Annotated in this window: 24 protein-coding genes; 9 read left to right on the plus strand and 15 right to left on the minus strand. The window is 42.5% G+C overall.

The window, feature by feature from the left end; all coding sequences use genetic code 11:
* Positions 1–195 precede the first annotated feature (195 nt).
* From N482_RS22630 to N482_RS22645, 4 genes are all read left to right on the plus strand, one after another.
* On the plus strand, positions 196–729 hold the full coding sequence (locus N482_RS22630) for a glutathione peroxidase (protein ID WP_081228193.1): 534 nt from the start codon (positions 196–198) through the stop codon (positions 727–729).
* Positions 730–799: 70 nt separating this feature from the next.
* Entirely contained in the window at positions 800–1,081 is a 282-nt protein-coding gene (locus N482_RS22635) for a peptidylprolyl isomerase (protein ID WP_063379204.1), read from the plus strand.
* Positions 1,082–1,248: 167 nt separating this feature from the next.
* The gene (locus N482_RS22640; RefSeq protein ID WP_063379205.1) at positions 1,249–1,827 is read left to right on the plus strand and encodes a glutathione S-transferase family protein; all 579 of its coding nucleotides are present in this window, start codon (positions 1,249–1,251) and stop codon (positions 1,825–1,827) included.
* 20 nt (positions 1,828–1,847) lie between these two features.
* Entirely contained in the window at positions 1,848–2,198 is a 351-nt protein-coding gene (locus tag N482_RS22645) for a DUF2750 domain-containing protein (protein WP_063379206.1), read from the plus strand.
* Here the strand turns inward: N482_RS22645 and N482_RS22650 are convergent.
* The 10 genes from N482_RS22650 to ndk all read right to left on the minus strand — a co-directional run bounded on the left by N482_RS22650 (position 2,175) and on the right by ndk (position 13,062).
* Positions 2,175–2,564 (minus strand): VOC family protein, encoded by a 390-nt coding sequence (locus N482_RS22650; RefSeq protein ID WP_063358809.1) that lies wholly within the window; start codon positions 2,562–2,564, stop codon positions 2,175–2,177. The genes N482_RS22645 and N482_RS22650 overlap by 24 nt on opposite strands.
* Before the next feature lie 153 nt (positions 2,565–2,717).
* A complete protein-coding gene (der, locus tag N482_RS22655; RefSeq protein ID WP_063379207.1) occupies positions 2,718–4,193 on the minus strand; it encodes a ribosome biogenesis GTPase Der in 1,476 nt (491 codons plus the stop codon).
* A gap of 72 nt (positions 4,194–4,265) precedes the next feature.
* Entirely contained in the window at positions 4,266–5,441 is a 1,176-nt protein-coding gene (bamB, locus tag N482_RS22660) for an outer membrane protein assembly factor BamB (protein WP_063379208.1), read from the minus strand.
* 9 nt (positions 5,442–5,450) lie between these two features.
* Positions 5,451–6,065 carry a YfgM family protein gene (locus N482_RS22665; RefSeq protein WP_063379209.1) on the minus strand — a complete coding sequence of 205 codons (615 nt, stop codon included), beginning with the start codon at positions 6,063–6,065 and terminating at the stop codon, positions 5,451–5,453.
* Positions 6,066–6,074: 9 nt separating this feature from the next.
* Positions 6,075–7,352, minus strand: a complete 1,278-nt coding sequence (gene hisS / locus N482_RS22670) for a histidine--tRNA ligase (RefSeq protein ID WP_063379210.1) — start codon at positions 7,350–7,352, stop codon at positions 6,075–6,077.
* A 144-nt stretch (positions 7,353–7,496) separates the two neighbouring features.
* Complete coding sequence (gene ispG, locus N482_RS22675) at positions 7,497–8,618, minus strand: flavodoxin-dependent (E)-4-hydroxy-3-methylbut-2-enyl-diphosphate synthase (RefSeq protein ID WP_063379211.1); 1,122 nt, start codon at positions 8,616–8,618, stop codon at positions 7,497–7,499.
* 5 nt (positions 8,619–8,623) lie between these two features.
* Positions 8,624–9,556: a RodZ domain-containing protein gene (locus N482_RS22680; protein WP_063379212.1), complete on the minus strand. Its 933-nt coding sequence runs from the start codon at positions 9,554–9,556 to the stop codon at positions 8,624–8,626.
* Positions 9,553–11,244, minus strand: coding sequence for a type IV pilus biogenesis/stability protein PilW (gene pilW / locus N482_RS22685; RefSeq protein WP_063379213.1), 1,692 nt, complete (start codon positions 11,242–11,244; stop codon positions 9,553–9,555). Before pilW ends, N482_RS22680 begins: the two co-directional genes overlap by 4 nt.
* Positions 11,245–11,311: 67 nt before the next feature.
* Positions 11,312–12,442 (minus strand): bifunctional tRNA (adenosine(37)-C2)-methyltransferase TrmG/ribosomal RNA large subunit methyltransferase RlmN, encoded by a 1,131-nt coding sequence (locus N482_RS22690; protein WP_063379214.1) that lies wholly within the window; start codon positions 12,440–12,442, stop codon positions 11,312–11,314.
* A gap of 188 nt (positions 12,443–12,630) precedes the next feature.
* Complete coding sequence (gene ndk, locus N482_RS22695; RefSeq protein ID WP_063358800.1) at positions 12,631–13,062, minus strand: nucleoside-diphosphate kinase; 432 nt, start codon at positions 13,060–13,062, stop codon at positions 12,631–12,633.
* Between the two features lie 226 nt (positions 13,063–13,288).
* Between ndk and yegQ the strand changes: the two genes are divergently transcribed.
* The 4 genes from yegQ to N482_RS22715 all read left to right on the plus strand — a co-directional run bounded on the left by yegQ (position 13,289) and on the right by N482_RS22715 (position 17,188).
* Entirely contained in the window at positions 13,289–14,647 is a 1,359-nt protein-coding gene (gene yegQ / locus N482_RS22700; RefSeq protein WP_063379215.1) for a tRNA 5-hydroxyuridine modification protein YegQ, read from the plus strand.
* Between the two features lie 2 nt (positions 14,648–14,649).
* Positions 14,650–14,907 (plus strand): YfhL family 4Fe-4S dicluster ferredoxin, encoded by a 258-nt coding sequence (locus N482_RS22705; protein ID WP_063379216.1) that lies wholly within the window; start codon positions 14,650–14,652, stop codon positions 14,905–14,907.
* Between the two features lie 213 nt (positions 14,908–15,120).
* Positions 15,121–16,266: a M23 family metallopeptidase gene (locus N482_RS22710; RefSeq protein WP_063379267.1), complete on the plus strand. Its 1,146-nt coding sequence runs from the start codon at positions 15,121–15,123 to the stop codon at positions 16,264–16,266.
* Positions 16,267–16,471: 205 nt separating this feature from the next.
* Positions 16,472–17,188, plus strand: a complete 717-nt coding sequence (locus N482_RS22715; RefSeq protein ID WP_063379217.1) for a helix-turn-helix transcriptional regulator — start codon at positions 16,472–16,474, stop codon at positions 17,186–17,188.
* Positions 17,189–17,219: 31 nt separating this feature from the next.
* On the opposite strand, the gene N482_RS22720 is transcribed toward N482_RS22715, so the two are convergent.
* The 4 genes from N482_RS22720 to N482_RS22735 all read right to left on the minus strand — a co-directional run bounded on the left by N482_RS22720 (position 17,220) and on the right by N482_RS22735 (position 20,378).
* The gene (locus N482_RS22720) at positions 17,220–18,011 is read right to left on the minus strand and encodes a CsgG/HfaB family protein (protein ID WP_063379218.1); all 792 of its coding nucleotides are present in this window, start codon (positions 18,009–18,011) and stop codon (positions 17,220–17,222) included.
* The gene (locus tag N482_RS22725) at positions 18,011–18,433 is read right to left on the minus strand and encodes a curli assembly protein CsgF (RefSeq protein ID WP_063374589.1); all 423 of its coding nucleotides are present in this window, start codon (positions 18,431–18,433) and stop codon (positions 18,011–18,013) included. Before N482_RS22725 ends, N482_RS22720 begins: the two co-directional genes overlap by 1 nt.
* A complete protein-coding gene (locus N482_RS22730; protein WP_231100917.1) occupies positions 18,427–18,726 on the minus strand; it encodes a curli production assembly/transport protein CsgE in 300 nt (99 codons plus the stop codon). Before N482_RS22730 ends, N482_RS22725 begins: the two co-directional genes overlap by 7 nt.
* 131 nt (positions 18,727–18,857) lie before the next feature.
* Positions 18,858–20,378 (minus strand): curlin repeat-containing protein, encoded by a 1,521-nt coding sequence (locus N482_RS22735; protein ID WP_063379219.1) that lies wholly within the window; start codon positions 20,376–20,378, stop codon positions 18,858–18,860.
* 718 nt (positions 20,379–21,096) lie between these two features.
* Here N482_RS22735 and N482_RS22740 point away from each other — a divergent pair.
* A complete protein-coding gene (locus N482_RS22740) occupies positions 21,097–23,598 on the plus strand; it encodes a S8 family serine peptidase (RefSeq protein ID WP_063379220.1) in 2,502 nt (833 codons plus the stop codon).
* Between the two features lie 45 nt (positions 23,599–23,643).
* Here the strand turns inward: N482_RS22740 and N482_RS22745 are convergent, their stop codons facing one another.
* Complete coding sequence (locus N482_RS22745) at positions 23,644–24,258, minus strand: flavin reductase family protein (protein WP_063379221.1); 615 nt, start codon at positions 24,256–24,258, stop codon at positions 23,644–23,646.
* Positions 24,259–24,365 lie beyond the last annotated feature (107 nt).

Here is a 24,365-nt window from a genome sequence, read left to right on the forward strand (position 1 = left end):
TGTATCCATAGTAAGATCCAGTGTAGTAGAAATAAATCAAAGCTAATAAAAATTTATTGCACTAAAAAAGGTCGACCAAGCTATTCATATTACGGCACAATGCTAAACATAAAGGAGCGTATAACACGCACCAAAGGCTCCGGCTGAACTATTTTTCTTGATCTACGTATAAACATTAAAAATATGGAATACATCATGATAAAACAAACAATTTTGGCAGCCGCAATCGCGTTGGTCAGCCCCTTATCACTCGCAAAATGCGACGATTTTACTAATGTAGAAATGAGAAAACTGCGCTCAAAAGACACCATCAATTTGTGCCAATTCAAAGACAAGCCGCTATTACTAGTCAACACCGCTAGTAACTGCGGTTTCACTGGGCAATTTGAAGATTTAGAAAAGCTCCATCAAAAGTACAAGGACAAAGGCCTTGTCATTATTGGATTTCCGTCTGATGACTTTTTCCAAGAGGAAAATGATGAAGCAGACACCGCTAAAGTGTGCTTCGTGAACTACGGTGTGACTTTCACAATGATCTCAACTAGTGATGTTAGAGGCGATGATGCCAACGCCATATTCAAGCATTTAGGTGACAAATCAGGCTCTCCAAAGTGGAATTTTTACAAATACCTCGTTTCTGCGGATAGAAAAGAAATTCAACGCTTTGGTAGCAGAACAAAACCATTATCGGAAGAGCTAACCACTGCGATTGAAAACGAAATAAGGTAAAAGCATGCGTTTTTCGCACTTTTGCATTAGAATAAGGTATGAACTAAATTGAGGCAAGCATGGAGAGAACATGACATTAGCAAGTGCAAGACATATTTTAGTGGATAGTGAAGCGCAATGTTTAGAACTCAAAAAGAGAATAGATGACGGAGAAGATTTTACGGCACTAGCAAAAGAGTTTTCTAACTGTCCTTCTGGTCAAGATGGTGGCGCACTTGGTGAATTTGGACCAGGTATGATGGTACCTGAATTCGATAAAGTGGTGTTTTCAGCACCATTAAACGAAGTTCAAGGACCTGTTCAAACACAGTTTGGTTTTCACTTACTCGAAGTAACAACTAGACGAGACTAATTTCACAGTGGGCAATCTAGCAGCACGCTAACATTGCCCCAATATACAAGCACCTTTTCATTGCTTCCAAACCTCTCTAACAAAACCTTTTATTATATTCACGTATACTTTGACCATTCTATTTGTCATGCTACCTTTTTTAGCAATTGATGAATAAGGGAATAACAATGATTTTATACGGCTCTAATACCTCTCCTTACGTGAGAAGGTTGCGTATGTACTGCACACTGCACGAATTGTCTTATGAATATAAAACATTGAACATATTCGACCCAGAAGAACGTAAAGTGTTGATTGAGCACAACCCCGCAAGAAAAATTCCATTTTTGGTGTGTGGAGAACAAGTGATAAATGACTCCAATGTTATCGCTCGATATCTACAAGATAAATTTTCTTTACCACATTTAAATTGGGCGCAAGAGAATTTGCTAACTTCCATCAATGCATGCAACGATTCATTAGTTGAAATATTACTTGGTCAACGTTCAGAGCTAGATACTCAGGCAGATGTATTATTCTTTAATTTGCAGCGTGAAAGAATAACTGAAACATTGTCCTATTTAGATAAGCAATGTACGACAGATGTATTTTTGAACTGCGAGTATTTGCAAATCAGTTTATACTGCCTGTTAGACTGGATCCAATTCAGAAATCTGGCTGACCTATCTGGCTTTAATGGTCTATTAAGTCACATAGAAAAATGGCAGACGCAAGTAAGTGCACAAGAAACGGATCCTCGCAGCTAATTTTTTAACTGGTAAATAATATGAATGATCTTGAGTTAGAATCAGAAGTGGTCAACTTTGTAACTATCGTAAAGCAAAGTGAGCAGGTATGGGCCCTTGGAGCAGAAGACGGCGGCTTTGTAATTGTTGAATCAAATCAATTCGAAGAATCTGACGTGTTATTATTATGGGCTGACGAGTCTGCTGCATTGGAGCAATGCAAAGACGAATGGGATGAATTCAAACCGATCTCAATCAATCTAGATTCTTTCCTAGATGAATGGGTTGAAGACCTAAGAGACGATAACGCGCTTATCGGAATAAACTGGAATGACGACAATGTGTGCGTTGAAATTGAACCAGTGAGTTTAGCTCGCGCACTCGCTGACTAAAGCGATTAATGTCCCTTCAATGGCGCGTACATACGCTTGTGTATGTATTCCCTTCTGGCTTGGTGCAGACAATGGCTCTGCCCCAGCCGCTACAGCTTTATCATAACTGCTAGAAACATTCTCACAACCTAAAGTCAACTCAAACCCTAAAGCGGGCTGCTTTGGTTGAGAGCGAATATAGGTTTGTTTAAACTGCGATTGAGCCACCGGATGAGTTGCAAATGCCAACAAAACGGTACCCGTTTCGAGCTCTCCATAATCACCATTTTCTGTCACCGAGTGAGCGCTTAGCCCAAAAGCTTGAAAATAAAAATCTAAGACTTCTTCTACGTCATCTACATAAATGACCGTTTTAAGAAAATGCATCACAACAATAAGTTAAGCAAATAATACTAATAAAGCATAATTAATGAGCAGCGTAAAGAATTAAGCTCAAGCTCAGTCAATTGAGTGTCATGGGTGAATTAAAAAAGGCGAGATGAAAGTGGCATAAAAAATGGCGCATTATGCGCCATTTTATTATGAAGATTTATTTCTTTGCTCTTTGGTAAACGCTCTAAGCTTACGTTTTTGAGACAACGTCATCTTGTTTGTTCGCCCTGAATAAGGGTTATCGCCTTCTCTGAACTCAATTTTTATCGGTGTACCCATAATGTTTAAGGCTTTACGATAGTAGTTCATTAAATAACGTTTATAACTATCGGGTAAATCATGAACCTGATTCCCATGGATAACAATCCTAGGCGGGTTATAACCACCTGCGTGCGCGTATTTCAATTTAACGCGACGACCACGAACCAATGGCGGCTGGTGATCAGCTTGAGCCATGTCCATAATACGTCTTAACATTGCTGTACTAACACGCTTAGTTGCAGACTCATAAGCTTCGTCTACTGACTCAAATAAGTGTCCAACCCCTGTTCCATGCAATGCCGAAATAAAATGTAAACGCGCAAAGTCGATAAAGCCAAGCCTTCTATCTAACTCAGATTTAATACGCTCTTTTACGTAGTTGTCCAAACCATCCCACTTGTTCACTGCAATAACGAGTGAACGACCTGAGTTAAGCGCAAAGCCTAACAGGCTAAGGTCCTGATCAGAAATACCTTCACGGGCATCAACTACCAGTAATATAACATTTGCGTCTTCAATGGCTTTAAGCGTTTTAATGACTGAGAATTTCTCAACGACATCGCTGACTTTCTTGCGCTTGCGTACACCGGCAGTATCGATCAAGACATACTCACGTTCATTGCGCGTCATTGGAATGTAAATAGAATCTCGGGTGGTGCCAGGCATATCGTAAACGATCACCCTCTCCTCACCTAAAATTCGGTTTGTAAGTGTTGATTTACCTACATTCGGTCGGCCAATTATCGCTAACTTCACGGGTTTATCTTCAAAACCTGATTTACCTTCTTCAGGTGCTTCTTCACCCTCTAGGTAAAGCTCCGAAATGCTCTCATCACTTTGTTCAATGTCATCTTCTTGCTGAGCGAGTTCCGCAACTATCGGGCCCAATGTAGCTTCCAGAAGTTGAGTAACACCACGCCCATGAGCCGCTGCAATTTGGTGAATGTCACCCAGTGCCAATTGATAAAATTCTGCACAGCTAGAATCCGCGTCTATGCCATCCGTTTTATTGGCAACAATAAAGCTTTTCTTTTCCTGTTTTCGCAAGTGCTGAGCAATGGCTTGATCAGCGGCGGTCATACCAGCACGCGCATCTACTAAAAACAAAACGATATCGGCTTCTTCAATTGCAAGAAGCGATTGTTCTGCCATCTCAGTTTCAATACCTTCTTCACTGCCATCAATACCACCAGTATCAACAACAATGAATTCATAGCCATCGTAATCTGCCTGACCGTATTTACGATCACGTGTCAGACCAGGAAAGTCGGCGACTAGTGCGTCACGAGTACGCGTTAATCGATTAAATAATGTGGACTTACCCACATTCGGCCGCCCTACCAGAGCGATCACAGGAAGCATAGACTACCTCTTTTTTAAACAACAAAAGGCTTCGCAGTGCGAAGCCTTACAAAATTTTTGACCTAGTAACTACTAAGGAACTTTTATCGCACTTATCTCACCATCTCGAGTGTAGACAAATAGCTTGTCATCAACCACGATTGGCTCTACAAAAAAGCCTGAATCATCAAACTCTTGTCGTGAGACCAATGCACCAGTTTTCTTGTCTAGCCAGTGCAGATTACCTTCCTGATCACCAACCACAACATAATCACCAGCGATTGCAGGCGCAGTTAGATACCAACCACGTAAACCCGATTGGCTCCAACGCTCTGTGCCCGAGTCTTTATCTAGAGCATAGAGCACACCTTCACTATCTACCAAGTAAATGGTATTCAACTCAATCGTCAAATCTCGATAGCTACTGTATTCACGGTCCCAAACCACGTTGCCTGAACGTACGTCAAGCGCTGCAAGCTTGCCATTATACGCTATCGTGTAAACATAAGCACCGGATACAACCGGTTTTGTGTCTACATCAACCAAACGTTCGAATTCAGATGAGCCTTCAGCCAAAGCGATATCGGTACTCCAAGCAGAAAATCCACTTTCAGCGATGAGTACAGTTAACTTACCGCTCTCTTCGCCTACGAGCACACCGCCATTGGCAGATGTAGGTGAACTAAGACCACGTAGCGTTAATGCTGGAACTTCTTGGTCGTAACTCCAACGCTGCTCACCTGTGTCAGGGTGAAGCGCTAATAATTTACCAGAGCCTAAGTTGACATATATTAACCCATCACCTGCGCTAGGTGTGGATAAAGCTTCACCAGGTACAGCTTTACGCCAAACGGTTTCACCTGTTTCACGATCAAGTGCAATCACTTCACCATGCTCTGAACCGATATAGATTTTACCAAAAGCCTGTAAAATTCCGCCTGATAGCTTAGCAGAGTCATCATCGGCCCATGGCCAAAACGATGTCTCGTCACGCGTATCAACTTCCCACAACAATTCACCACTTTCTACATCAAATGCGGCAACACGCCCTTTACGTTCTGCTACAAAAAGTCGCTGGTTGTGTGTTGTAGGCGTCAAACGAGAGAAGTAATGTTCAACTCCATCTCCCAAAGACTCCTGCCAAACAGTTTGTGGATCAAACTGATTCACGATTTCAGGTAATACAAGCTCTTCTTCATCATCACTTGAAGAACAACCCAGAAGTGACGCCATACAAAGCGCCAATGAGGCCATAGTCAACTTCTTCATGGCGACTCCTTAGTTTGACGCTGCGGCTAAATCATCCAACTTAATCTGCAACAGTGCGTTGTTGTTTGCACCATCAGCATCAATCGCTTTTTGATATTGCTCTCGCGCTTTAACTTGATCACCTTTAGACAAGTAAACGTCACCTTTAATTTCAGCAACTTGTGCAGCAAAACTAGCAGGAATAGACTTACCTAATGTCGCCAATGCATCATCATGCTTAGATTGAGCTAACTGAACACGTGCTAAACGCAATAGCGCTGTCGCTTTTAGTTCTGGGCTCTTCACATTGTCAGCAATGAAAGTCAGCTTGCTAGCTGCTTGCTCTAACTCTCCAGCATCTACAGCCTCTTTAGCTGCGACGAAGGCTGCTAACACAGTGTAATTAGAACCTGCATTTTCAGTTAAGAAAGCATCGCTTTTTAATAATATTTCGCCGCCTTCAATTAATTGATTGTAAGCTTCTGAACTTGCTTCTGCTGATGTAATCTGGTTTTGGTTGTATACTTTCCAGCCATATAAACCACCTAACCCCAAAACCGCACTAGCGATAAGAGGTGTACCATTTTCTTTGAAAAAGCGTTTTATTGCTTCTGCTTGTTGTTCTTCTGTTGAATAAATTTCCATTCTAACCTCTTAACCAGCCAATTCGGCTAATAGTGCCTGTGCCTCAGCCATTGGCAGAGTTATTTGTTCTTTTTGTTCACGTAAATATTTAATCGTTACCATGCCATTCGCAATTTCATCTTCACCAAAAATCAATGCAACCACGGCACCACTGTTATCTGCGCGTTTCAATTGTTTTTTGAAATTACCACCACCGGCGTGAACCTGTACTCGTAATCCCTTGATGTCGTCTCGAAGTTGATCAGCAATTGCTGGCGCTTTAATGCTCGCAGCTTCACCCATTGCAGCGACGTATACATCTACATTACGGCGAATTTCACCAACACTGTTTAACTCTTCAAGTAATAAAACCAATCTTTCCATGCCCATAGCAAAACCAACGGCTGGTGTACCTTTACCACCCAATTGCTCAACTAGGCCATCATAGCGACCACCGGCACAAACCGTACCTTGTGCACCCAAACTATCTGTCACCCATTCAAATACAGTTCGATTATAATAATCTAAACCACGAACAAGATTCTCATTAACTTGGTATTCGACGCCAGCAGCGTCTAAACGTTCACATAAATTTGAAAAATGTTGTTGAGACTCTTCATCAAGGTGATTAGAGAGCTTTGGCGCGTCAGCTACTACCGCTTGTACATCAGGGTTTTTACTGTCTAACACACGCAATGGGTTTGAATACATGCGGCGTTTAGCATCGTCATCTAGCTTATCTTGGTGCTGTTCTAAGTAAGCGATCAAGATATCTTTATACGCTGCACGAGCTTCATTAGAGCCAAGCGAGTTAAGCTCCAAGCGCACGTGCTCGCTGATGCCAAATGCCTTCCATAAACGCGCTGTCATAATAATCAGTTCAGCGTCTATATCCGGCGTTGCAATACCAAACGTCTCTGCACCAAACTGGTGGAATTGGCGGTACCGACCTTTTTGTGGGCGTTCACGACGGAACATAGGCCCCATGTACCAAAGGCGTTGTTCTTGATTGTAAAGCAAGCCTTCTTGGATACCAGCTCTTACACAAACAGCTGTACCTTCAGGGCGCAAAGTTAAGTTATCGCCATTGCGATCTTCAAAGGTGTACATTTCCTTTTCAACAATATCGGTCACTTCACCAATAGAACGCTTGAACAGCTCGGTTGACTCTACAACTGGAAAGCGTATTTCTTGATATCCAAACGCAGCTAATGTGTCCCTTAGAGTCGTTTCAATTTTTTGCCAGATCTGAGTTGTACCTGGTAGGCAATCTTTCATGCCACGAATTGCCTTAATTTGATTTGCCACTGAAATTCCTAAACTTTAATTATTCTTTTCTCTAAATTACGAGTGCAGGATACAACAAAATCCTGAGTACAATGCGATAAAATGCGCCTATTATACCCTGCTCGCTTAAAACGTAAACGAAATAAATTCAACCTGCGAACGGTTCTACTCTTCGATTATCTTAACGTCTATACATGGTTGTGCTTCTTTCTTTGCAACGTAATCTCTGACCTGCTCTTCTAACTGCTCAACGATATTGTCGTTATCAATGCGAGTCTTTTGGCGCTCACCATTAATATACAAACCAGAGCGACGATTAGCGCCCGCTAGGCCCAAATCACTCACCAAGGCTTCACCTGGGCCATTAACCACACATCCAATCACAGAAACAGTGATCGGAGAGATTATATCTTCTAGCCTTTCTTCCAACTGGTTCATAGTGTTAACAACATCAAACTCTTGACGCGAGCAGCTCGGGCAAGCAATAAAGTTAATACCACGAGAGCGAATCCGCAGTGACTTTAAAATATCAAAACCCACTTTGATTTCTTGAACAGGATCCGCTGCTAACGATACACGCAGTGTGTCGCCGATACCTTCCGCAAGCAACATACCAAGTCCAACAGCAGACTTTACTGAACCTGCTCTAAAACCGCCAGCTTCAGTGATCCCCAAATGTAGAGGTTGATCGATTTCTTTTGCCAACAAACGATATGCACCTACAGCTAAAAATACATCTGAGGCTTTTACTGAAATCTTAAACTGGTCAAAATTCAAGCGTTGTAGAATTTCAACATGACGCATTGCTGACTCAAGCAGAGCTTCAGGAGTTGGCTCGCCATACTTTTCTTGTAGGTCACGCTCCAAAGAGCCCCCATTAACACCAATACGAATGGGAATGTTGCGCTCTTGTGCCGCGTCAACAACGGCTCTAATTCTATCTTCGCTACCAATATTACCAGGGTTAATTCTTAAACAGTCCACCCCGTATTGGGCTACTTTTAATGCGATCCGATAATCAAAATGAATATCCGCAACCAACGGAATGTCTACTTGCTCTTTGATGCTTTTAAACGCTTCAGCTGCGTCCATCGTAGGAACAGATACGCGGACAATGTCGGCTCCGGCATCTTGAATTGCACGAATTTGAGCAACCGTGGCATCCACATCAAGGGTGTCGGTATTGGTCATCGACTGCACAGCAATAGGTGCTCCATCGCCTATAGGCACATTGCCAACATTAATCCGCGTGGACTTTCTTCGTTTGATAGGTGATTCTGAAAACATGACGACTACTCTGCTAACGGTAAATTAAATTTTGCTAATCGATTACGAGGCAACCCTGAAATATCGACTGGTTGACCATCCAGCTCAATACTGACTACTTGATGCTTTCCCAGTACAACAAAAAATGGTGAGATACCATTTACTGTCATAGTGTAGCCTGCCTTTTTTACACCAAATGCAATGCGTTCTTGCGTTGCATCAAAAATTTCGACCCAACTGTCATCCTCAAAGTGCATAACGACTTCGCTCGTTGCCGCTTCTTCGGAGGCAGTTGGCGAAACAGTTTGCGATGCCACTTCAGTGTCAATAGTCACTGGCGGTTGCGCCTGCGTATCGGCAGATTCCCCACTAGGCGCTGAGTCGACTTTAACTGGATCTGCCGTGGGAGAGTGCACAGCCTCTGGTGTCTCAGCTTTCACTTCAACTTGTGGACGCCCAGGCTGTTCTCTTGGCTCCAATACTTTAGGCGTCGAGGGCGAAGTTGAGTTCGTTGCCTCTGGAATAAAGTTCGCTTCTTCTATGGTGTCTGAGGTACTGGCTGTTTGCCACCACCATAATGCTGACAAACCAATAAATGCGATAACCACGATATAGCTAACGATCATTAAACGGCTATCATTGGCTTCTTTTTCCGTTCGCCTAGAGAAGCTTTTCATGTTGCGCTTCTGTTCAGGGACATTCGGAGTTTCATAAAGAGCGAGTATGTGCTCACTTTCTAAACCAAGTAATGCACTGTAACTTTTAATATAGCCTCTAACAAATGTCTCTGGGCCCAAGCTATGATATGCGTCTTGCTCAAGCTTTGTGATTTGAGTGTGGTTCAGCTTCAAACGCGCAGCAACATCTTCAAGGCTCAAGTTTTGTTGAGCCCTCGCATTCGCTAAAGTTTCACCGAGCGATACTGTCTCGGTTGTAGTTTCAATCTCTTCTTGGTTCATAAAATATAGTTATTGGGATCTACAATTAAAATACGTCGTCCAGGCTCTAGAGCGACGTCTGGTGTTAATCTATTCCAACGCATCAAGTCATCTATCAGCAATTTGTGCTTTATGGCAATATCAAACAAAGACTCACCCTTGACTATTGCATGCGTTGTGTTCGGATCATTTAAATATACGACCTGCCCAATAGTGAGCCTGTCAGATTTTTTTAGCGCATTCCATTTTAACAACTTTTCTAGCTCAATATTATATTTAACCGACAAACTAAATAAGTTCTCGCCCATTTCAATGCTATGTGACGGTACCTCTGGCACTAAAATCTCTTCATTGAGCATTTGACCTTCGCTATTGGCAGCGTCAGTCCGTAACACTTTAGACTCCGGTGTAAACACAATATTGTTAGGATCCGTGCGATGAAATACCACTTGCTCAGAACGCGGATTAGGTGTCTCAGTAGTAAATTTTACCTTTTGCTGATTGGACTCAGAGATAGGTTCCACTTGCGCTTGAGCAGGCTGCACAAGCTGCACTCTACGAGGCTCGGGTGAATCTGTAATGAACGCCTCACTGCCAATCACTTCCTGCTGTTGAGTTACCCCACTGGGTACTGGCCGCACTGATGTATTTTGTGTGGGCAACCGCGTAGTTACAGGTGCAACTAAAGAGCGAGATGCATCTAACTCACTTTGATCTGCTATTTGAGCTGGCTGTGCTACCATATTCGTTTGACGTTTTGATGTTTTTCGCTTGACTTTAATTTGTGGGTTTGCCACAACAACTGTGCCGTTAGTACTGGTAATCTTACCCAGCTGAGAAGTTCTGAATTGCTCTTTTAGCTGTTCGAACTCACTTAAATGCAAAGTGTTATTCAGTACCAGTTGCGCTTCTAAGGACTTAGGATAAGTTTGTAAAAGCAATGTCTCTAACTCTTGTGCATATTGCAGGCGACCCATTCTGGATACCAACAAATGCTCTAGCAGCATACCTCTTGCTGAAACAAAGCCTTTGTTTGCATAAAGCTTCAATACCTCTTCCGCTTTGTGTAACTCACTTTTAGCGTAAAAGATGCTAGCGGTCAAAATCAGTACAGATTGTCGTTGTGAGTTATGGTCAAGCGCTCGCTTTAGGTAATCCAGCGCCAAGTCAAAATTATCTTGGCGCACTGCGCACAGAGCTAGGTTTTCATAGCTTTCGGCAACTCGTAAGTAACTTGGTATATCAATGGCTTTAAAAAATTGCTCTGCCGCTTTGTCATATTCACCAATACGACATAAAAACGTACCATAGTTGTTTCGTGTATTGGGATCATTAGGGCCAAATTTAAGCGCTTGAATGTAAGCCCTTTCTGCCTTCTCATTCTCACCGACTTGCTCGAAGTAATAAGCAAGCGCGTAGTGACTTAGAGGCAGTTTAGGCGCAAGTTTTAGAGCACGATCTAAATTGTACTTAGCTTGGGTATTATTACCGGCACCTAAGTACTGCAAAGCCAATGCAATACGGGTTTTCGCTGCATCTTGATTATCAGTTTTTTTCTGTACGACAGGCTTATTGCTATTTGCATAGCGGGTTTCGGTCACACAGCCACTTAAACCAAGTAATATAGCAGGAACACTCGCGCCTACGAGACAGCGCTTAATCGTCGCATAGGTTAGCTTCGTGAGCAAAACATCAGTAAAAGCAGGCATTAACCACCCTTTTGCCAAGACACAGTTACCCTATATTACCTGAAAGCCACTGTGTTTCACCTATTTTTTAGCCGACCTTCACTGCAATTGCATTGTCTTGAATTTGCTGCTTTCTAACCACTCGCTTGGTTCTGTCTACAACATCGCCAACCAGCTGTCCACAAGCAGCGTCAATATCATCACCACGGGTGCGACGCACAATGCAGGTTAGACCTGCGGCTTGTAACACTTTTGAGAAACGGTCGATACGGCTATTACTAGAGCGCCCGTACTCATTACCAGGAAACGGGTTAAATGGGATCAAGTTGATTTTCGAAGGCGTGCCTTTCAACACCTGCACAAGCTCATGTGCGTGATCGGTGCTATCGTTTACCCCTTGCAACATGACGTATTCAATCGTCACATCTTTATTTGCTTTAGAGCCATCAATGTAGCGACGGCAAGCAGCTAAAAACTCTTCAATCGGGTATTTCTTGTTGATAGGTACGAGCTCATCACGCAGTGGATTATTTGGTGCATGAAGTGAGATTGCCAAAGCAACATCAATTTTTTCTTTTAGAATATCCAGTGCAGGAACAACACCTGACGTACTTAACGTCACACGGCGTTTAGACAGACCAAATGCCCAATCATCCATCATCAATTCCATCGCAGGAACCACATTATTGATATTTAGCAGTGGTTCACCCATGCCCATCATAACCACATTCGTGATTGGACGTTTTGTACTATCGCCATCATGAAGACCAATATCGGTCGCCACACGCCACACCTGACCGATAATTTCAGACACTTTCAAGTTACGGTTGAAACCCTGTTGGGCAGTCGAGCAGAAAGTACACTCTAGTGCACAGCCAACTTGTGATGAAACACACAAAGTGGCGCGCTCTTTTTCTGGGATCCAAACAGTCTCTACTTCCTGACCACCCTCGAGAATCATCGCATACTTAATCGTGCCATCGCTTGCTACCTGCTTTACTGAAATTTCAGGTGCTTTAATTTCACACTGGCTTTGCAATTTTGCTCGTAACTTTTTATTGATATTGCTCATATCATCAAAGTTATCGATACCAAAATGGTATATCCACTTCATCACCTGATCGGCGCGGAATGGCTTTTCGCCAAATGAAGCAAATAACTCGCGCATCCCCTCGCGGTTTAAATCTAATAGGTTAATTTTTTTCTCATTCGTGGTCATGAAACAACCTCAGTTCAGGTGACGGATTGAACAACATAAATAAAAGCGCGAAATTGTACAAAAATCAATCAAACATCGCAATGATGTAATCGCTTTTAGAAACACCCCAATTGCTTTTAAAAACGATTAAAGCTTCTTAAAGAGATTAAAAAAGGGCCCGAGAGCCCTTTTTTCTGCTCAACTCGATACTAACGAGTACGTGGGCAGATCTCTTCGTCGCTGAAGAAGTAAGCGATTTCGCGAGCAGCTGACTCAGGAGCATCTGAACCGTGTACTGCATTCTCGTCGATGCTGTCTGCGTAGTCAGCACGTAGAGTACCAGCTAACGCTTCAGCAGGGTTAGTAGCACCCATGATTTCACGGTTCTTACGAACTGCGTCTTCACCTTCAAGAACCTGAACCATTACTGGACCAGAAGTCATGAACTCAACTAGTGCACCGAAGAAAGGACGCTCTTTGTGCTCTGCGTAGAAACCTTCAGCTTTCTCTTGAGAAAGGTGAACCATTTTAGAAGCAACGATCTTAAGACCAGCAGATTCAAAACGGTTGTAGATTGCGCCGATGTGGTTTTTAGCTACCGCATCAGGTTTAACGATTGAAAAAGTACGCTCTAAAGCCATCTTTTTAGCTCCATTAATAATTGTTGATATTTACGGGCGCGAATTATACGCGCTTTATGACTAAAAGCCTACACCCCGCGCCCGCTTTATTTAGTTAGTGTGGCAATAGCGCCTCGCTAAACCTGATCTGAGTCAACATTCCACAGCACAATCTCACTTATACTGCGCCGCTTTTTAATTTCCCCAGCAGCTGGCTTGTACCCAGTTCAATGTATGAGGTTTAGTTATGTTTGTACCAGAGCTACTTTCACCAGCCGGTAGTTTAAAGAATATGCGTTACGCTTTTGCGTATGGCGCTGATGCCGTTTATGCCGGTCAACCTAGATATAGTTTGCGCGTAAGAAATAATGAGTTTGACTTGGACAACTTAGAAATTGGCATCAATGAGGCCCACCAGCAAAATAAAAAGCTCTACGTTGTATCAAATATTGCGCCTCACAATCGTAAAGTAAAAACTTACCTAAATGATATAGAGCCGGTCATTGCCATGCGGCCTGACGCCCTGATCATGTCGGACCCCGGATTAATTATGCTCGTGCGCGATAAATGGCCTGATATGCCTATTCACCTGTCTGTGCAAGCTAATGCGGTTAACTATGCATCCGTGCAGTTTTGGGCTAACCAAGGGATCGAGCGCGTTATTTTGTCTCGTGAACTTTCACTAGAAGAAATCGCAGAAATACGTGCGTTATGCCCAAATACAGAACTAGAAGTATTTGTACACGGTGCATTATGCATGGCCTACTCTGGCCGCTGCTTGCTCTCAGGTTACATCAATAAGCGCGATCCGAATCAGGGAACCTGTACAAATGCGTGTCGTTGGAGTTATGACGTCAAGTCGGGTCAAGAAACAGAACTGGGAGATATTGTACATAAGGTCAACCCTAATAATGTGATCCCAACTTTAGGTGAAGGACAACCCTCTGAGCAAGTGTTTATGCTTGAAGAGCAAGGGAGACCGGGTGAGTACATGCCTGCGTTTGAGGATGAACACGGTACCTATATTATGAATTCCAAGGACTTGCGAGCCGTACAGTATGTTGACCAATTAACAAAAATGGGGGTGCACAGCCTTAAAATTGAGGGTCGTACTAAATCATTTTATTATGTAGCAAGAACAGCTCAGGTATACCGTAAAGCCATCGATGATGCGGTTGCAGGGAAACCGTTTGACCCGAACCTAATGCATACATTAGAGAATTTAGCGCACAGAGGTTACACCGAAGGCTTTTTAAAACGCCATGTGCATCAAGACTATCAAAATTATGAGTACGGCCATTCTGTATCTGACAAACAGCAATTTGTGGGTGAAGTACTAGGAAGAAACAACAATGGCTTGGTAGAGATAGATGTAAAGAATAAGTTTTGCACTGGTCATAGTTTAGAGCTCATGACACCTCAAGGAAACATAGCTTTCAATCTAGAACACATGGAAAACAAAAAAGGGGAGTCTATTAATGACGCTAAAGGGTCGGGTCATATTGTACAAATCCCGCTGCCTGAAGACATCAACCTCGACCATGCTATTTTAATGCGTAACTTAGGTAATGAGGAAGACACTCGTAACCCGTTTAAAAGGGCATAATTATGGCGCTGCTCATCACCAGTAAGTGCATAAATTGTGATATGTGTGATCCTGAGTGTCCAAATCAGGCCATTTATATGGGCAGTAAGGTATATGAAATCGATCCTGACAAATGTACCGAGTGTGTCGGACATTATGACCAACCCACTTGTGTCAGTGTTTGCCCCATCGATTGTATTAAGCCAGATCCAAACCATCGAGAAAGCTTAGATACTTTAGCTGAGAAATTCCTAACCCTTACAGAGCAAATAGACACCTAATCCAGTAAGGCAAGTACACTGCATACATAGTAGTAGTGAGTTGCCGCCTTTTCTCCCTCACTCTTGCACTTTTCTTGATTATCTAGCCAATTTGTAGTGTTTTTTGTACAAAACCCCCAATTTAGATTATTTACTCTTATTTTACAACTTTGTTACTTACCGATATACAGAACAATGTAGTACAAAAAACAATCAAGAGGATACAATATGAAAATTCAAAAAAGCACCAAGACAGGCGCCCTCTATGCCTTGTTATTCACATCAACATATAGTTCAGCACAAGGTCAGCATCTGGATATAGCCCCTTTCCACTTTAAGCACACAGATGTCCAGCAGCTGGCAATCAACCCGCTCATTCAAGTGGATGAAACACAATTCATTTTCACCAATGAGTTACTCAACGAGGATTGGCAAGCACTTTTGTATAGCTCGGCCCCACACTTAATAGATCATCAGGAAGTCCTGCTACATTGGGCTGGACATACGAGTATTAACCCCAAGTTATTGTTAGCCCTAATGGAGCAGGCAAGTCAGTTGTTGAGCAGCCCAACTAAGCAAGCGCTCAACAAGCCTTTCGCTGAATGGTCAGATAAAGTTGGCTTTGCATCGCAACTAGAAGATGTCGCACTCAAGTTAAGTCAACGCTTTTATGCTTTTGAGTTATACACGAGCGAGCATAAATCAGAAAAAAGCAATCCCTCCACCGCTGCTTTAACAAGCTTATTGGGTAGCACAAGCGCGTTAGCCTCTTTGGCTAAACAATATAAAACGACCTTTTCACAGGATTTGTTCGCACCTAAAAAGGTACAATTTGAAGCAGCAAATGTAGAGCCTCAAGTTAACTTTTCAATGAATTTACCTTGGCCTTCAGGTTACGCATGGTACAGCGGAGGCGCCCACTCCAACACCGGCTCAGGATATCCCTATTCTTCGCTAGATTTCAACAATGGTTCTGGTGGATGGGGGTCTAATACACCTTGGGTTCAAGCTGCTCATGGCGGAACCGTTACACGATATTCGGCGTGCAATATTCGAGTCACTCATTCAAGTGGCTACGCCACGCAGTACTATCACATGGATAATCTGCAGTACGGTAGCGGTGACTATATCTCTGCCGGCGCATGGCTAGGCAGGTATGCCAACAATCGCTCTATGGCATTGTGCCAAGGCGGCCAATCTTCTGGACCACATGTTCACTTCTCCCTCTTGTACAACGGCCGCTTTATCTCTTTACATAACACCTATATCAGTGGATACCGAATAGATGTAGGTAATTCCAATTATGACGACAACTGCTATCGTTTCTATTTTGAACGAAATAATTACAGAACTTGTGCTTGGTCACGACTATATCGTTAACTCCCTCCTCAAATCTCAAGTGGCTACAACGCTAGCCACTTGAAACTTATTCAATGCCCTCAGAAACCGCTGACAAAGGCCGTAAAAGCAAGACTTTTTACCCACAAATTGATACTGCAAAAAACAAAATGAAAATTAAAGCTAAACTTATTGTGAAAAATATGTATATTTAAGGTAATAGGAACAATAAGAGGTTGTTGTACGAATGAATGCGATACAAGCAAGTAACAAGGAAGTTAGTCTTTTTGTTTTGACACACAAAGAAACCGATACTCAAGATTCAGAGTTTGTTCGGTTTGTTAAAATTTTAGAAGCCACAAGTAACCATATTAAAATCGACACACGTCTCCCAGACTCCACAACTCGTGACACACATAATTTATATTTAGTGGATATCAGCCACAGAGAATGCCAAGACTTACTCAGTGCTGAAGTGCGTCTTTTGGCTTCAAATCAAAATGTATTACTGTTCAATGCTGAGTCCCATCTGGTCAATGAACAAACCGCGCTGCTCGCCAATATTAAAGGCGTCATTTACCAAAACACATCTGTTGAAAACATTTTTAAAGGCGTACAGCGTGTCATCGATGGTGAGCTATGGTTTTGTCGTACGTCCATTTCTAAAGCATTCAACATGCTGATAAAACAATTACCACAAACAACATATACCCTTGGGCAAGATGTTGAAGATACAGAGCTAGAGCTGCTTACAGCTAGAGAAAAGTCAGTCATCAAATTACTCGCCAATGGTGCAAAAAATGATGACATTGCTGACTCACTTAATATCAGCAGTCACACTGTAAAAACGCATATTTACAGTGCATTCAAAAAGACCAATTCTAGAAACCGTATTGAATTAGCAAATTGGGCGCAAAAACATATTCCACTCAATACAACGACCGTTTCGATGAGACGTCACTAAATGAAAGGGCGTGTACTACGCCCATTTAAATTTAAGATGCAGAAGTAGACTGTGATTTCGCTGACCAAACGCCTTTTTCTATACCTTGCTCCACCAGCATAGTGAGTGCCTTTTCTATCGCTTGAGTCACGCATATATGCATAGGTTCATTGTCACTGTAACCCGCTTCGGCTTCCGCTAATCGCTTATAACTTACATAGCGAAAAAAACCGGCTCTTACTTCCATAGACAGTACCTTCTTCGTTGTCGCGACCGACAAAAGTACTTGCCCGGTTCTTACATCCACAGCACGCAAATAGATAGAAATCACATCCTCACGATATAATTCAGACGCGCCGATACCAAAATACTCCATGCCTAACCCACCGGTTTTAACGTTGGAATCGTAGCTGATAATACCGCCCTCAAAAATAATTTTGGCCATGGTGAGTGGCGGTAACTGTGATGTACTTTTTTGCTCATCACTCATCGCCGCCCGCGTGATTTTTCGCTCGGTTAATAGATTTTGTAAACCTTCACGTTCAACCGGTATAAACCAATCTGTTTCATGCAAAGCTTGCGTAAGTATTGAGTTGGCACCTTGCGTCACTGCCGTAGAAAATGAACTTACGTTGTCTTTTGGCTTATATTGACCTGTCTGATCGCGAAATGAATAAACTGCCACAGGGATACGGCCTAACGGTTTGGGCAAGGCCCTCAACGCTTGAAAGTCATGACTTTCAACCAACTCTTGCGGTAAGCTTTGCACTGGAGGAATGACCGAGCGCATTTGTGTACAGCCACTCATGATTAATACGATAAAAAATACTACTAAGCTTCGCATCAGCCAAACCTCGGCACTTCAATAATTGTGGTGTCACCGTTGTTAATATGCTTAATTTGCACCGTTATTGAGTCTGGTGTGCTGGTGATAACCTGGATTTCGTAGTCGCCACTGACAAATACGGAGTCTTCATTAAAAATACTGTCTTCTACATCATCACCGAATGCCATATCCGAGATTTCTCGCACCATGCGGTTTAAGTAAGTTCGCTCTAAAGATTCTTGAAACCGCTCACCATAAGATTTTTCAATTACTGGCGCGCGATGTTTATTTTGAGAATTTGCTTTATTGAGTAACATACTCGCGTTTAAAGGGTTGCCGCCAAAGGACGGGTTAATGGGTTTATATACAATCTCAGTTGCGGATCCCCAACAAGATACAAATAAAAAAAGAGTCAGTGTTATTGTTTTCATTTTTACCATCCACTTTCAGCTAAATCTGGAGAGCGTTGTTGATATCGCTCACTGGCCATTGCATCCATAACAGCAAACAGCGCAGTTTCAATTCTATCGTCTAGCGACCCACCTCGGCGTCCCATTGCTGTGCTATAGACTACACGCCGATTCATCAATACTTGCAGACGGGTGCCCGCTCGGGGCAGCACGGTTTCTTTGATGATGATGTTGACTCCAGAGGTATTCGGAACGTCCCGCCACAATTGAGAAAAATCAAAATAGAACTGGTAACCAAAGCGACTGATACTCTGATCAATCACCAGTCCTCCCAACTCCTCTTCTTCATGTGCGGTTATTTGCCTGCCATGCACTTGACCATTCACCAAGGCGAGGAAAATTATAAAGAAAATAGGTTTCATTGCGGTAAAAGGGGCCTAAACCCCCTTCCTAATTACTGCTGAATAATCGTTGCTACGTTGTAATCGCCAACCTGTGTAATGCTTAGGTTTTGGCCGTTACCAGCAATGCCACCTTCAACCAAGTTACCATTACCCGTTTGGCTAATAGACACGACATTGTCATTGCCGCTCACAACAAAGCCGCTCGACTCGATACCAACAATAAAGTTGTTGTCACCTTCTTGCATTAGATCAACCATATTATTGTTACCCTCTAGCAATAGGTCGATGGCGTTCAAATCACCTGTTTGCGCAATATCCACTTGGTTATTTGAACTCGCCGTTACATAACCCATAGTAACCGCTGCAGAGTTACCAATTTTACGTTGCAATACATTGATATCATTGTCATTTGCTTCAATACTAGGATCTGGCTCAGAAGTTTGATAAACGAATTCATTCTGGATACCGTACTGGCCAACATCAATGTCGTTGTTATCACCATTAAATACAGCAATGTGCGTGCTGTTTTCAGTTCCAGTCTGAATCGTATTTACTTCATTGTTATCGCCAATCGCACCGGCATAAAGTATGTTTTGATTACCAATTTGCTGTGATGCTGTGAACGTGTTGTCATTACCTGAAATATCAACACTGACCTCTGATTCATCACCACTTTGACTTACGGTTACATCATTGTCATCACCTTGATAAAGCGCACTGACAAATTGGTTGTTGTTACCTTCTTGGTCAACGCTCAAATCATTGTCATCACCCACAATACCTGCAATGCTGATACTGTTGTCGTTGCCTTCGCTTTGCTCTAATTCAACTTCATTATCGTTACCAACCACTTGTTCGATCACGATACGGTGATCGTCGCCAAACTGAGCCACTTCAATTGAGTTCTCATCGCCTTCAATAGATTTAAACTCTGATTTGTTGAAGTCACCATCTTGCGTTGTTTCAATTGAGTTTTGGTCACCACTGACACTATCGATATGAATTTCATGCCAAGACCCAGCTTGTGTACCGGTTACAGCATTCTGGTTGCCTTGCATATTTTTGTTATAGTACCAGTGACCACCAGCTCCTTGATAAATACGTACGTCATTCTCATCACCAACAATGACGTTAGTTACTTCATTATCAATACCTAAGTGGCCAGCGCCACTTTGCGCCACAGCGATGTTGTTGAAATTACCTGTTAAGGTTGACTCTGCGCCGTGCGCCTCGCCACTTTGTACATAGCTTTGGACATTACTGTCTCCTGTAGTAGAGACAATAATGGCGTGCTGAGTACCAGACTGGTTAGTCACAGTTTCATTGTTATCACCTACTGTAGTGATGTTACTCTGGTTACTCGTGCCTTCTTGAAAACTCGCCAGTGTGTTACCTGCAACCACCGCTTGTTGCTTAATAGTGAGTGCATTACCCGTTGTCAGGCCGCGCTCTAACTGGCTCAGATTTGAGGTTGATTGCGCTTTACCTGTTTCTTCAGCAGTTTGAGCCATAACAGATTGTGAGAATGCAATAGCCAGTGCACAGCTAATTAATGATTTAGAAAACTTCACACTTTTCTCCTTAGTGTTTTTTTCGCATTTGAAATTAGAGTAATTACCAATACATGCCCTATCGTTCTAAAACCTAACCTCAAATAACCTTGTCGTTGCCATAACAAGCGCTACTTAAATTTTAGTAAACCGATATTCAATGTTTGAGCACTATTGATTTAATTTGACCTATTTTCGACAAATGCATTTATGAAAATAAATCAAGATGCGTCCTGTTCTTATTAGAAGTTCTGTAACTATTGTTCCATCAATTTTTGATCTATTTCAGTACTTGTGTAGTTCGCAATGAGTAAACTAAAAACTGAGTCACGTATTCACTCTAATTGGCTCCTAGAAGAAGATAAATGAGAAATTTTCTTGATTGAAAAACAATTTAAAAATCATTACTTTACAGCAAAAAAAACCAAAAAAATGATTGAAATAAAAATTGTATACAAAAAAAGTATGAGTTGATTTTCATCAAAAATTAATGTCTTTCCGATTATAAATTACCAAAAAAGTACCAATCCACTTCAAAACACACGGCGTTAAATCCCAAAAAGTCATGAATTTTTAATATTGAACTAATTTCAATTTGATGTACCTCATTTCTCTATATTAGGTTGTTAGTCGTTGCCAAAAACGATGCTGTCATCAGTTCTAAAAGAAGTCATTTATATGTAGCTGTGTAGTCATACATACATCTACGAAGTCTGAACAACTAACATTTGGAAGAATGATGAAAACAAAATTTACAGCTTTAACAATGGCATTGATGCCGTTGTTTGCATTCACCTCTCACGCTGCGATACAGATCAATACAACTACCCAAACCGCTGATGACAGTGTTATCGTCGTGTTTAAAAATGACGCGACAGCTGCGATGCGAGCACAGGCACGTGGTTTAGTAAAAGCACGTATTTCAGACAGCAATGCTGATGAAAAAGATGACAACTACAAAAATGTCCTCAATGGCCGCCTTGCACATTTCAAGTTAAATGGCATGACTTCTAAGCAGGCTATTCAATTATTAGAAAAACACCCAGCTATCTCTTATGTAGAACCAAACTACACAGTTAAAGCGATGGCACTACCAGATGATAGCCGCTTTGATGAGCTATGGGGTCTACATAATACAGGTCAAACTGGTGGTACCAATGATGCAGATATTAATGCACCTGAAGCTTGGGATATCAGTATAGGCTCTCGTGATGTCATCGTCGGTGTTATCGATACTGGTGTTGATTACACACACCCTGACCTAACTGCAAACATGTGGGTTAACCCAAATGAAATCGCTGGTGATGGCATCGACAATGACAATAACGGTTACGTCGATGATGTATACGGCATAAACGCAATCACAGATAGTGGCGACCCTATGGATGACCAAGGTCACGGTACGCACGTATCTGGTACTATTGGGGCAACAGGTAATAACAGCGAAGGTGTAGTCGGTGTTAACCATGAAGTTTCTATCATCGGATGTAAATTCCTAAATTCATCGGGTAGCGGATCAACCGCTGATGCAATTAAATGTATTGATTACATGGTGGCGATGAAAAATACAGGCCACAATATCAGCGTGCTGAATAATAGCTGGGGTGGCGGCGGCTTTAGCCAAGCATTGTATGACTCAATTACAGCCAGCGAGCAAGCGGGAATTCTCTTTATCGCTGCCGCTGGTAATGGCGCTCGAGACAATGACCTGTCTCCAAGCTACCCTGCAAGCTACGATCATGACAGCGTAATGGCAATTGCATCTACAACGCACACAGATGCCATGTCTTCTTTCTCGCAATGGGGTCTAACTTCCGTTGATATGGGTGCGCCTGGTAGCGATATCCTTTCAACAATTCCTGGTGGCGGATATGCTTCATTCTCAGGAACTTCAATGGCGACACCTCATGTAGCTGGTGCCGCTGCGCTTGCATTATCAGTAAACCCTAATCTGACTACATTAGAGCTGAAAGCTTTACTCATGGACTCAGGCAAAAGCATCGCAGCATTGGACGGAAAAACTGTATCTGGTAAACGTTTAGATGCACAACAGATGCTAATCGATGCAGATCCAACACCTGGCTTTAGAGTTGTAGCAACACCTTTGTCACAAGAGATCACCGCTGGACAAACTGCTGACTATCAATTAACTTTCACTTCTGTTGCAAACTGGCAAGGTGATATCGACTTGTCAGCAACAGGTGGCTTAAACGGTGTAACACTTTCAAAAACAGCCGTAACTCCAGGTGAAACAGCTGTACTCAGTGTGGCTACCACAGCTGAAACGCAATGGGGTAATTACAACTTCACTGTTGATGCTGTTTCAGGTGAACTAAATCAACAAAAACAATTATCGTTAAGTGTATTACCAAATGGGTTACGCGACTTCGTCTATGACAACACGACGAGCGTAGACATTCCTGATAATGATCAAGCGGGTGTGACTTCAACGATCACAATTGCAGATGATGTGACAATTTTCGGCAGTAGCACAGCGCTGAATATCAGCCACACATACATTGGTGACTTGCTCGTGACATTAACGTCTCCAACTGGCACTGTTGCAACACTGCACAATCGAGCGGGTGGTAGTACAGACGACATCGTAGATAGCTTTAGCTCTGATGCATTCAATGGTGAAAATGCAGCTGGTGATTGGCTACTGAAAGTTGTCGATAATGCAAACCTTGACACAGGTACGTTAAATAACTGGTCAATTACACTAACCGGTTTAGGTGAAGTATCTGAAGTTCCCCCTGTTGCAGGATTTGAGTTCGCTAAAAACGGTCTAGATGTTACATTTACGGATACCAGTCGCGATTCTAATGATGACATTGTAAGTAGTTCTTGGGACTTCGGTGATGGTAATACAAGTACAGAACAAAACCCTGTACATACATTTGCAGCTTCGGGTGACTACCAAGTAGCATTAACAGTTACTGACAGTCAGGGTAATACTGACACCTCGGCTCAAACTGTTTCTGTTAGCTCTGACAACCCTGAGCTTTCAATTGTCCGTGTTAACAAGTCGCGTCTAGGTTCAATCCGAGTTGAACTAGCGTGGACAGGCACAAGTGCTGAGCAAGTCACGATTTACCGCGACGGTGAAGCAATTAGAACTGTCAACAACACGGGTAAATATCGTGACTTCTCACGTAACTCTGCTGCGACAAGCTACACCTATAAAGTATGTCAGTACGGTGATGTTTGTTCAGAAGAAGTAACTGTTAACTTTCAATAAGTAAGTTAAAAATGGGGTGTTATCACCCCATTTCTTGCTGTACATTTATTGTGGCCGAGCAGATTTAAATACCTCTTTTAAATTGGCATATTCAGCTCCACCCAATCGCGCAAGCGGATCGAGCTTAAGAGCATCTACTTTGATGCGACCTTTGTCGTCTAATTCAACCACTGCGTCATCGATATAAGCCTGAGTGACCTCGACAAAAACCAACTTCATTGGTAACTCTCCCATCTCCACCACCTTATGCAGCTTACAACCAAAAGCAACTTTCGCTTTCTCAATTCTAGGTAAGCTAAAACCAGCAAACTCGACTAGGTTTAGGTCGAGTAAGTCTAACTCAGACTGCTCGTTTGGGAGTGTCATTGCTGATTGCGTCACATCATGTGCTAGGTCACTGTCGGCAATGTGGATCACCAACTCTTCATTCACTTCAACATTTACTGCCGAATCTTTGTACTCTCCTGTCGGTTTTTGACCTACTGCATACATCAAAATAGCTGGATTAGAACTTATTGCAGTGAAATAAGAAAAGGGCGCTAAATTCAAAGTCCCCTTCGCATTTTTCGATAAAACCCAAGCAATAGGTCGAGGAACAACCGTTTGTGTGAGTGTGTGATAGACTCGATTAGGAGAAAGGTCCTTAAATTTTAAAATCATTGACTTACCTTAGCACAAATGAAACTAGCATAAGGGAGCAAAGTACATTTGTATATGGTCCGTCGGCATTCAATAAAAGTGTTTGCAATTTAGTGACTAACAACCTG

It is taken from the genome of Pseudoalteromonas luteoviolacea NCIMB 1942 (assembly GCF_001625595.1).
Taxonomy (GTDB): Bacteria; Pseudomonadota; Gammaproteobacteria; order Enterobacterales; family Alteromonadaceae; genus Pseudoalteromonas; species Pseudoalteromonas luteoviolacea_A.

Excerpts from the sequence above, each read along its gene's own strand:
- bamB (WP_063379208.1), bottom strand. The coding sequence starts at position 5,441 with ATGAAGAAGTTGACTATGGCCTCATTGGCGCTTTGTATGGCGTCACTT.
- N482_RS22680 (WP_063379212.1), bottom strand. The coding sequence starts at position 9,556 with ATGAACCAAGAAGAGATTGAAACTACAACCGAGACAGTATCGCTCGGT.
- N482_RS22720 (WP_063379218.1), bottom strand. The coding sequence starts at position 18,011 with ATGCGAAGCTTAGTAGTATTTTTTATCGTATTAATCATGAGTGGCTGT.
- N482_RS22715 (WP_063379217.1), top strand. The coding sequence starts at position 16,472 with ATGAATGCGATACAAGCAAGTAACAAGGAAGTTAGTCTTTTTGTTTTG.
- ispG (WP_063379211.1), bottom strand. The coding sequence starts at position 8,618 with ATGTTTTCAGAATCACCTATCAAACGAAGAAAGTCCACGCGGATTAAT.
- ndk (WP_063358800.1), bottom strand. The coding sequence starts at position 13,062 with ATGGCTTTAGAGCGTACTTTTTCAATCGTTAAACCTGATGCGGTAGCT.
- der (WP_063379207.1), bottom strand. The coding sequence starts at position 4,193 with ATGCTTCCTGTGATCGCTCTGGTAGGGCGGCCGAATGTGGGTAAGTCC.
- N482_RS22665 (WP_063379209.1), bottom strand. The coding sequence starts at position 6,065 with ATGGAAATTTATTCAACAGAAGAACAACAAGCAGAAGCAATAAAACGC.
- N482_RS22645 (WP_063379206.1), top strand. The coding sequence starts at position 1,848 with ATGAATGATCTTGAGTTAGAATCAGAAGTGGTCAACTTTGTAACTATC.
- N482_RS22725 (WP_063374589.1), bottom strand. The coding sequence starts at position 18,433 with ATGGTAAAAATGAAAACAATAACACTGACTCTTTTTTTATTTGTATCT.
- yegQ (WP_063379215.1), top strand. The coding sequence starts at position 13,289 with ATGTTTGTACCAGAGCTACTTTCACCAGCCGGTAGTTTAAAGAATATG.
- N482_RS22650 (WP_063358809.1), bottom strand. The coding sequence starts at position 2,564 with ATGCATTTTCTTAAAACGGTCATTTATGTAGATGACGTAGAAGAAGTC.
- pilW (WP_063379213.1), bottom strand. The coding sequence starts at position 11,244 with ATGCCTGCTTTTACTGATGTTTTGCTCACGAAGCTAACCTATGCGACG.
- N482_RS22705 (WP_063379216.1), top strand. The coding sequence starts at position 14,650 with ATGGCGCTGCTCATCACCAGTAAGTGCATAAATTGTGATATGTGTGAT.
- N482_RS22690 (WP_063379214.1), bottom strand. The coding sequence starts at position 12,442 with ATGACCACGAATGAGAAAAAAATTAACCTATTAGATTTAAACCGCGAG.
- N482_RS22635 (WP_063379204.1), top strand. The coding sequence starts at position 800 with ATGACATTAGCAAGTGCAAGACATATTTTAGTGGATAGTGAAGCGCAA.
- N482_RS22640 (WP_063379205.1), top strand. The coding sequence starts at position 1,249 with ATGATTTTATACGGCTCTAATACCTCTCCTTACGTGAGAAGGTTGCGT.
- N482_RS22740 (WP_063379220.1), top strand. The coding sequence starts at position 21,097 with ATGAAAACAAAATTTACAGCTTTAACAATGGCATTGATGCCGTTGTTT.
- N482_RS22745 (WP_063379221.1), bottom strand. The coding sequence starts at position 24,258 with ATGATTTTAAAATTTAAGGACCTTTCTCCTAATCGAGTCTATCACACA.
- N482_RS22630 (WP_081228193.1), top strand. The coding sequence starts at position 196 with ATGATAAAACAAACAATTTTGGCAGCCGCAATCGCGTTGGTCAGCCCC.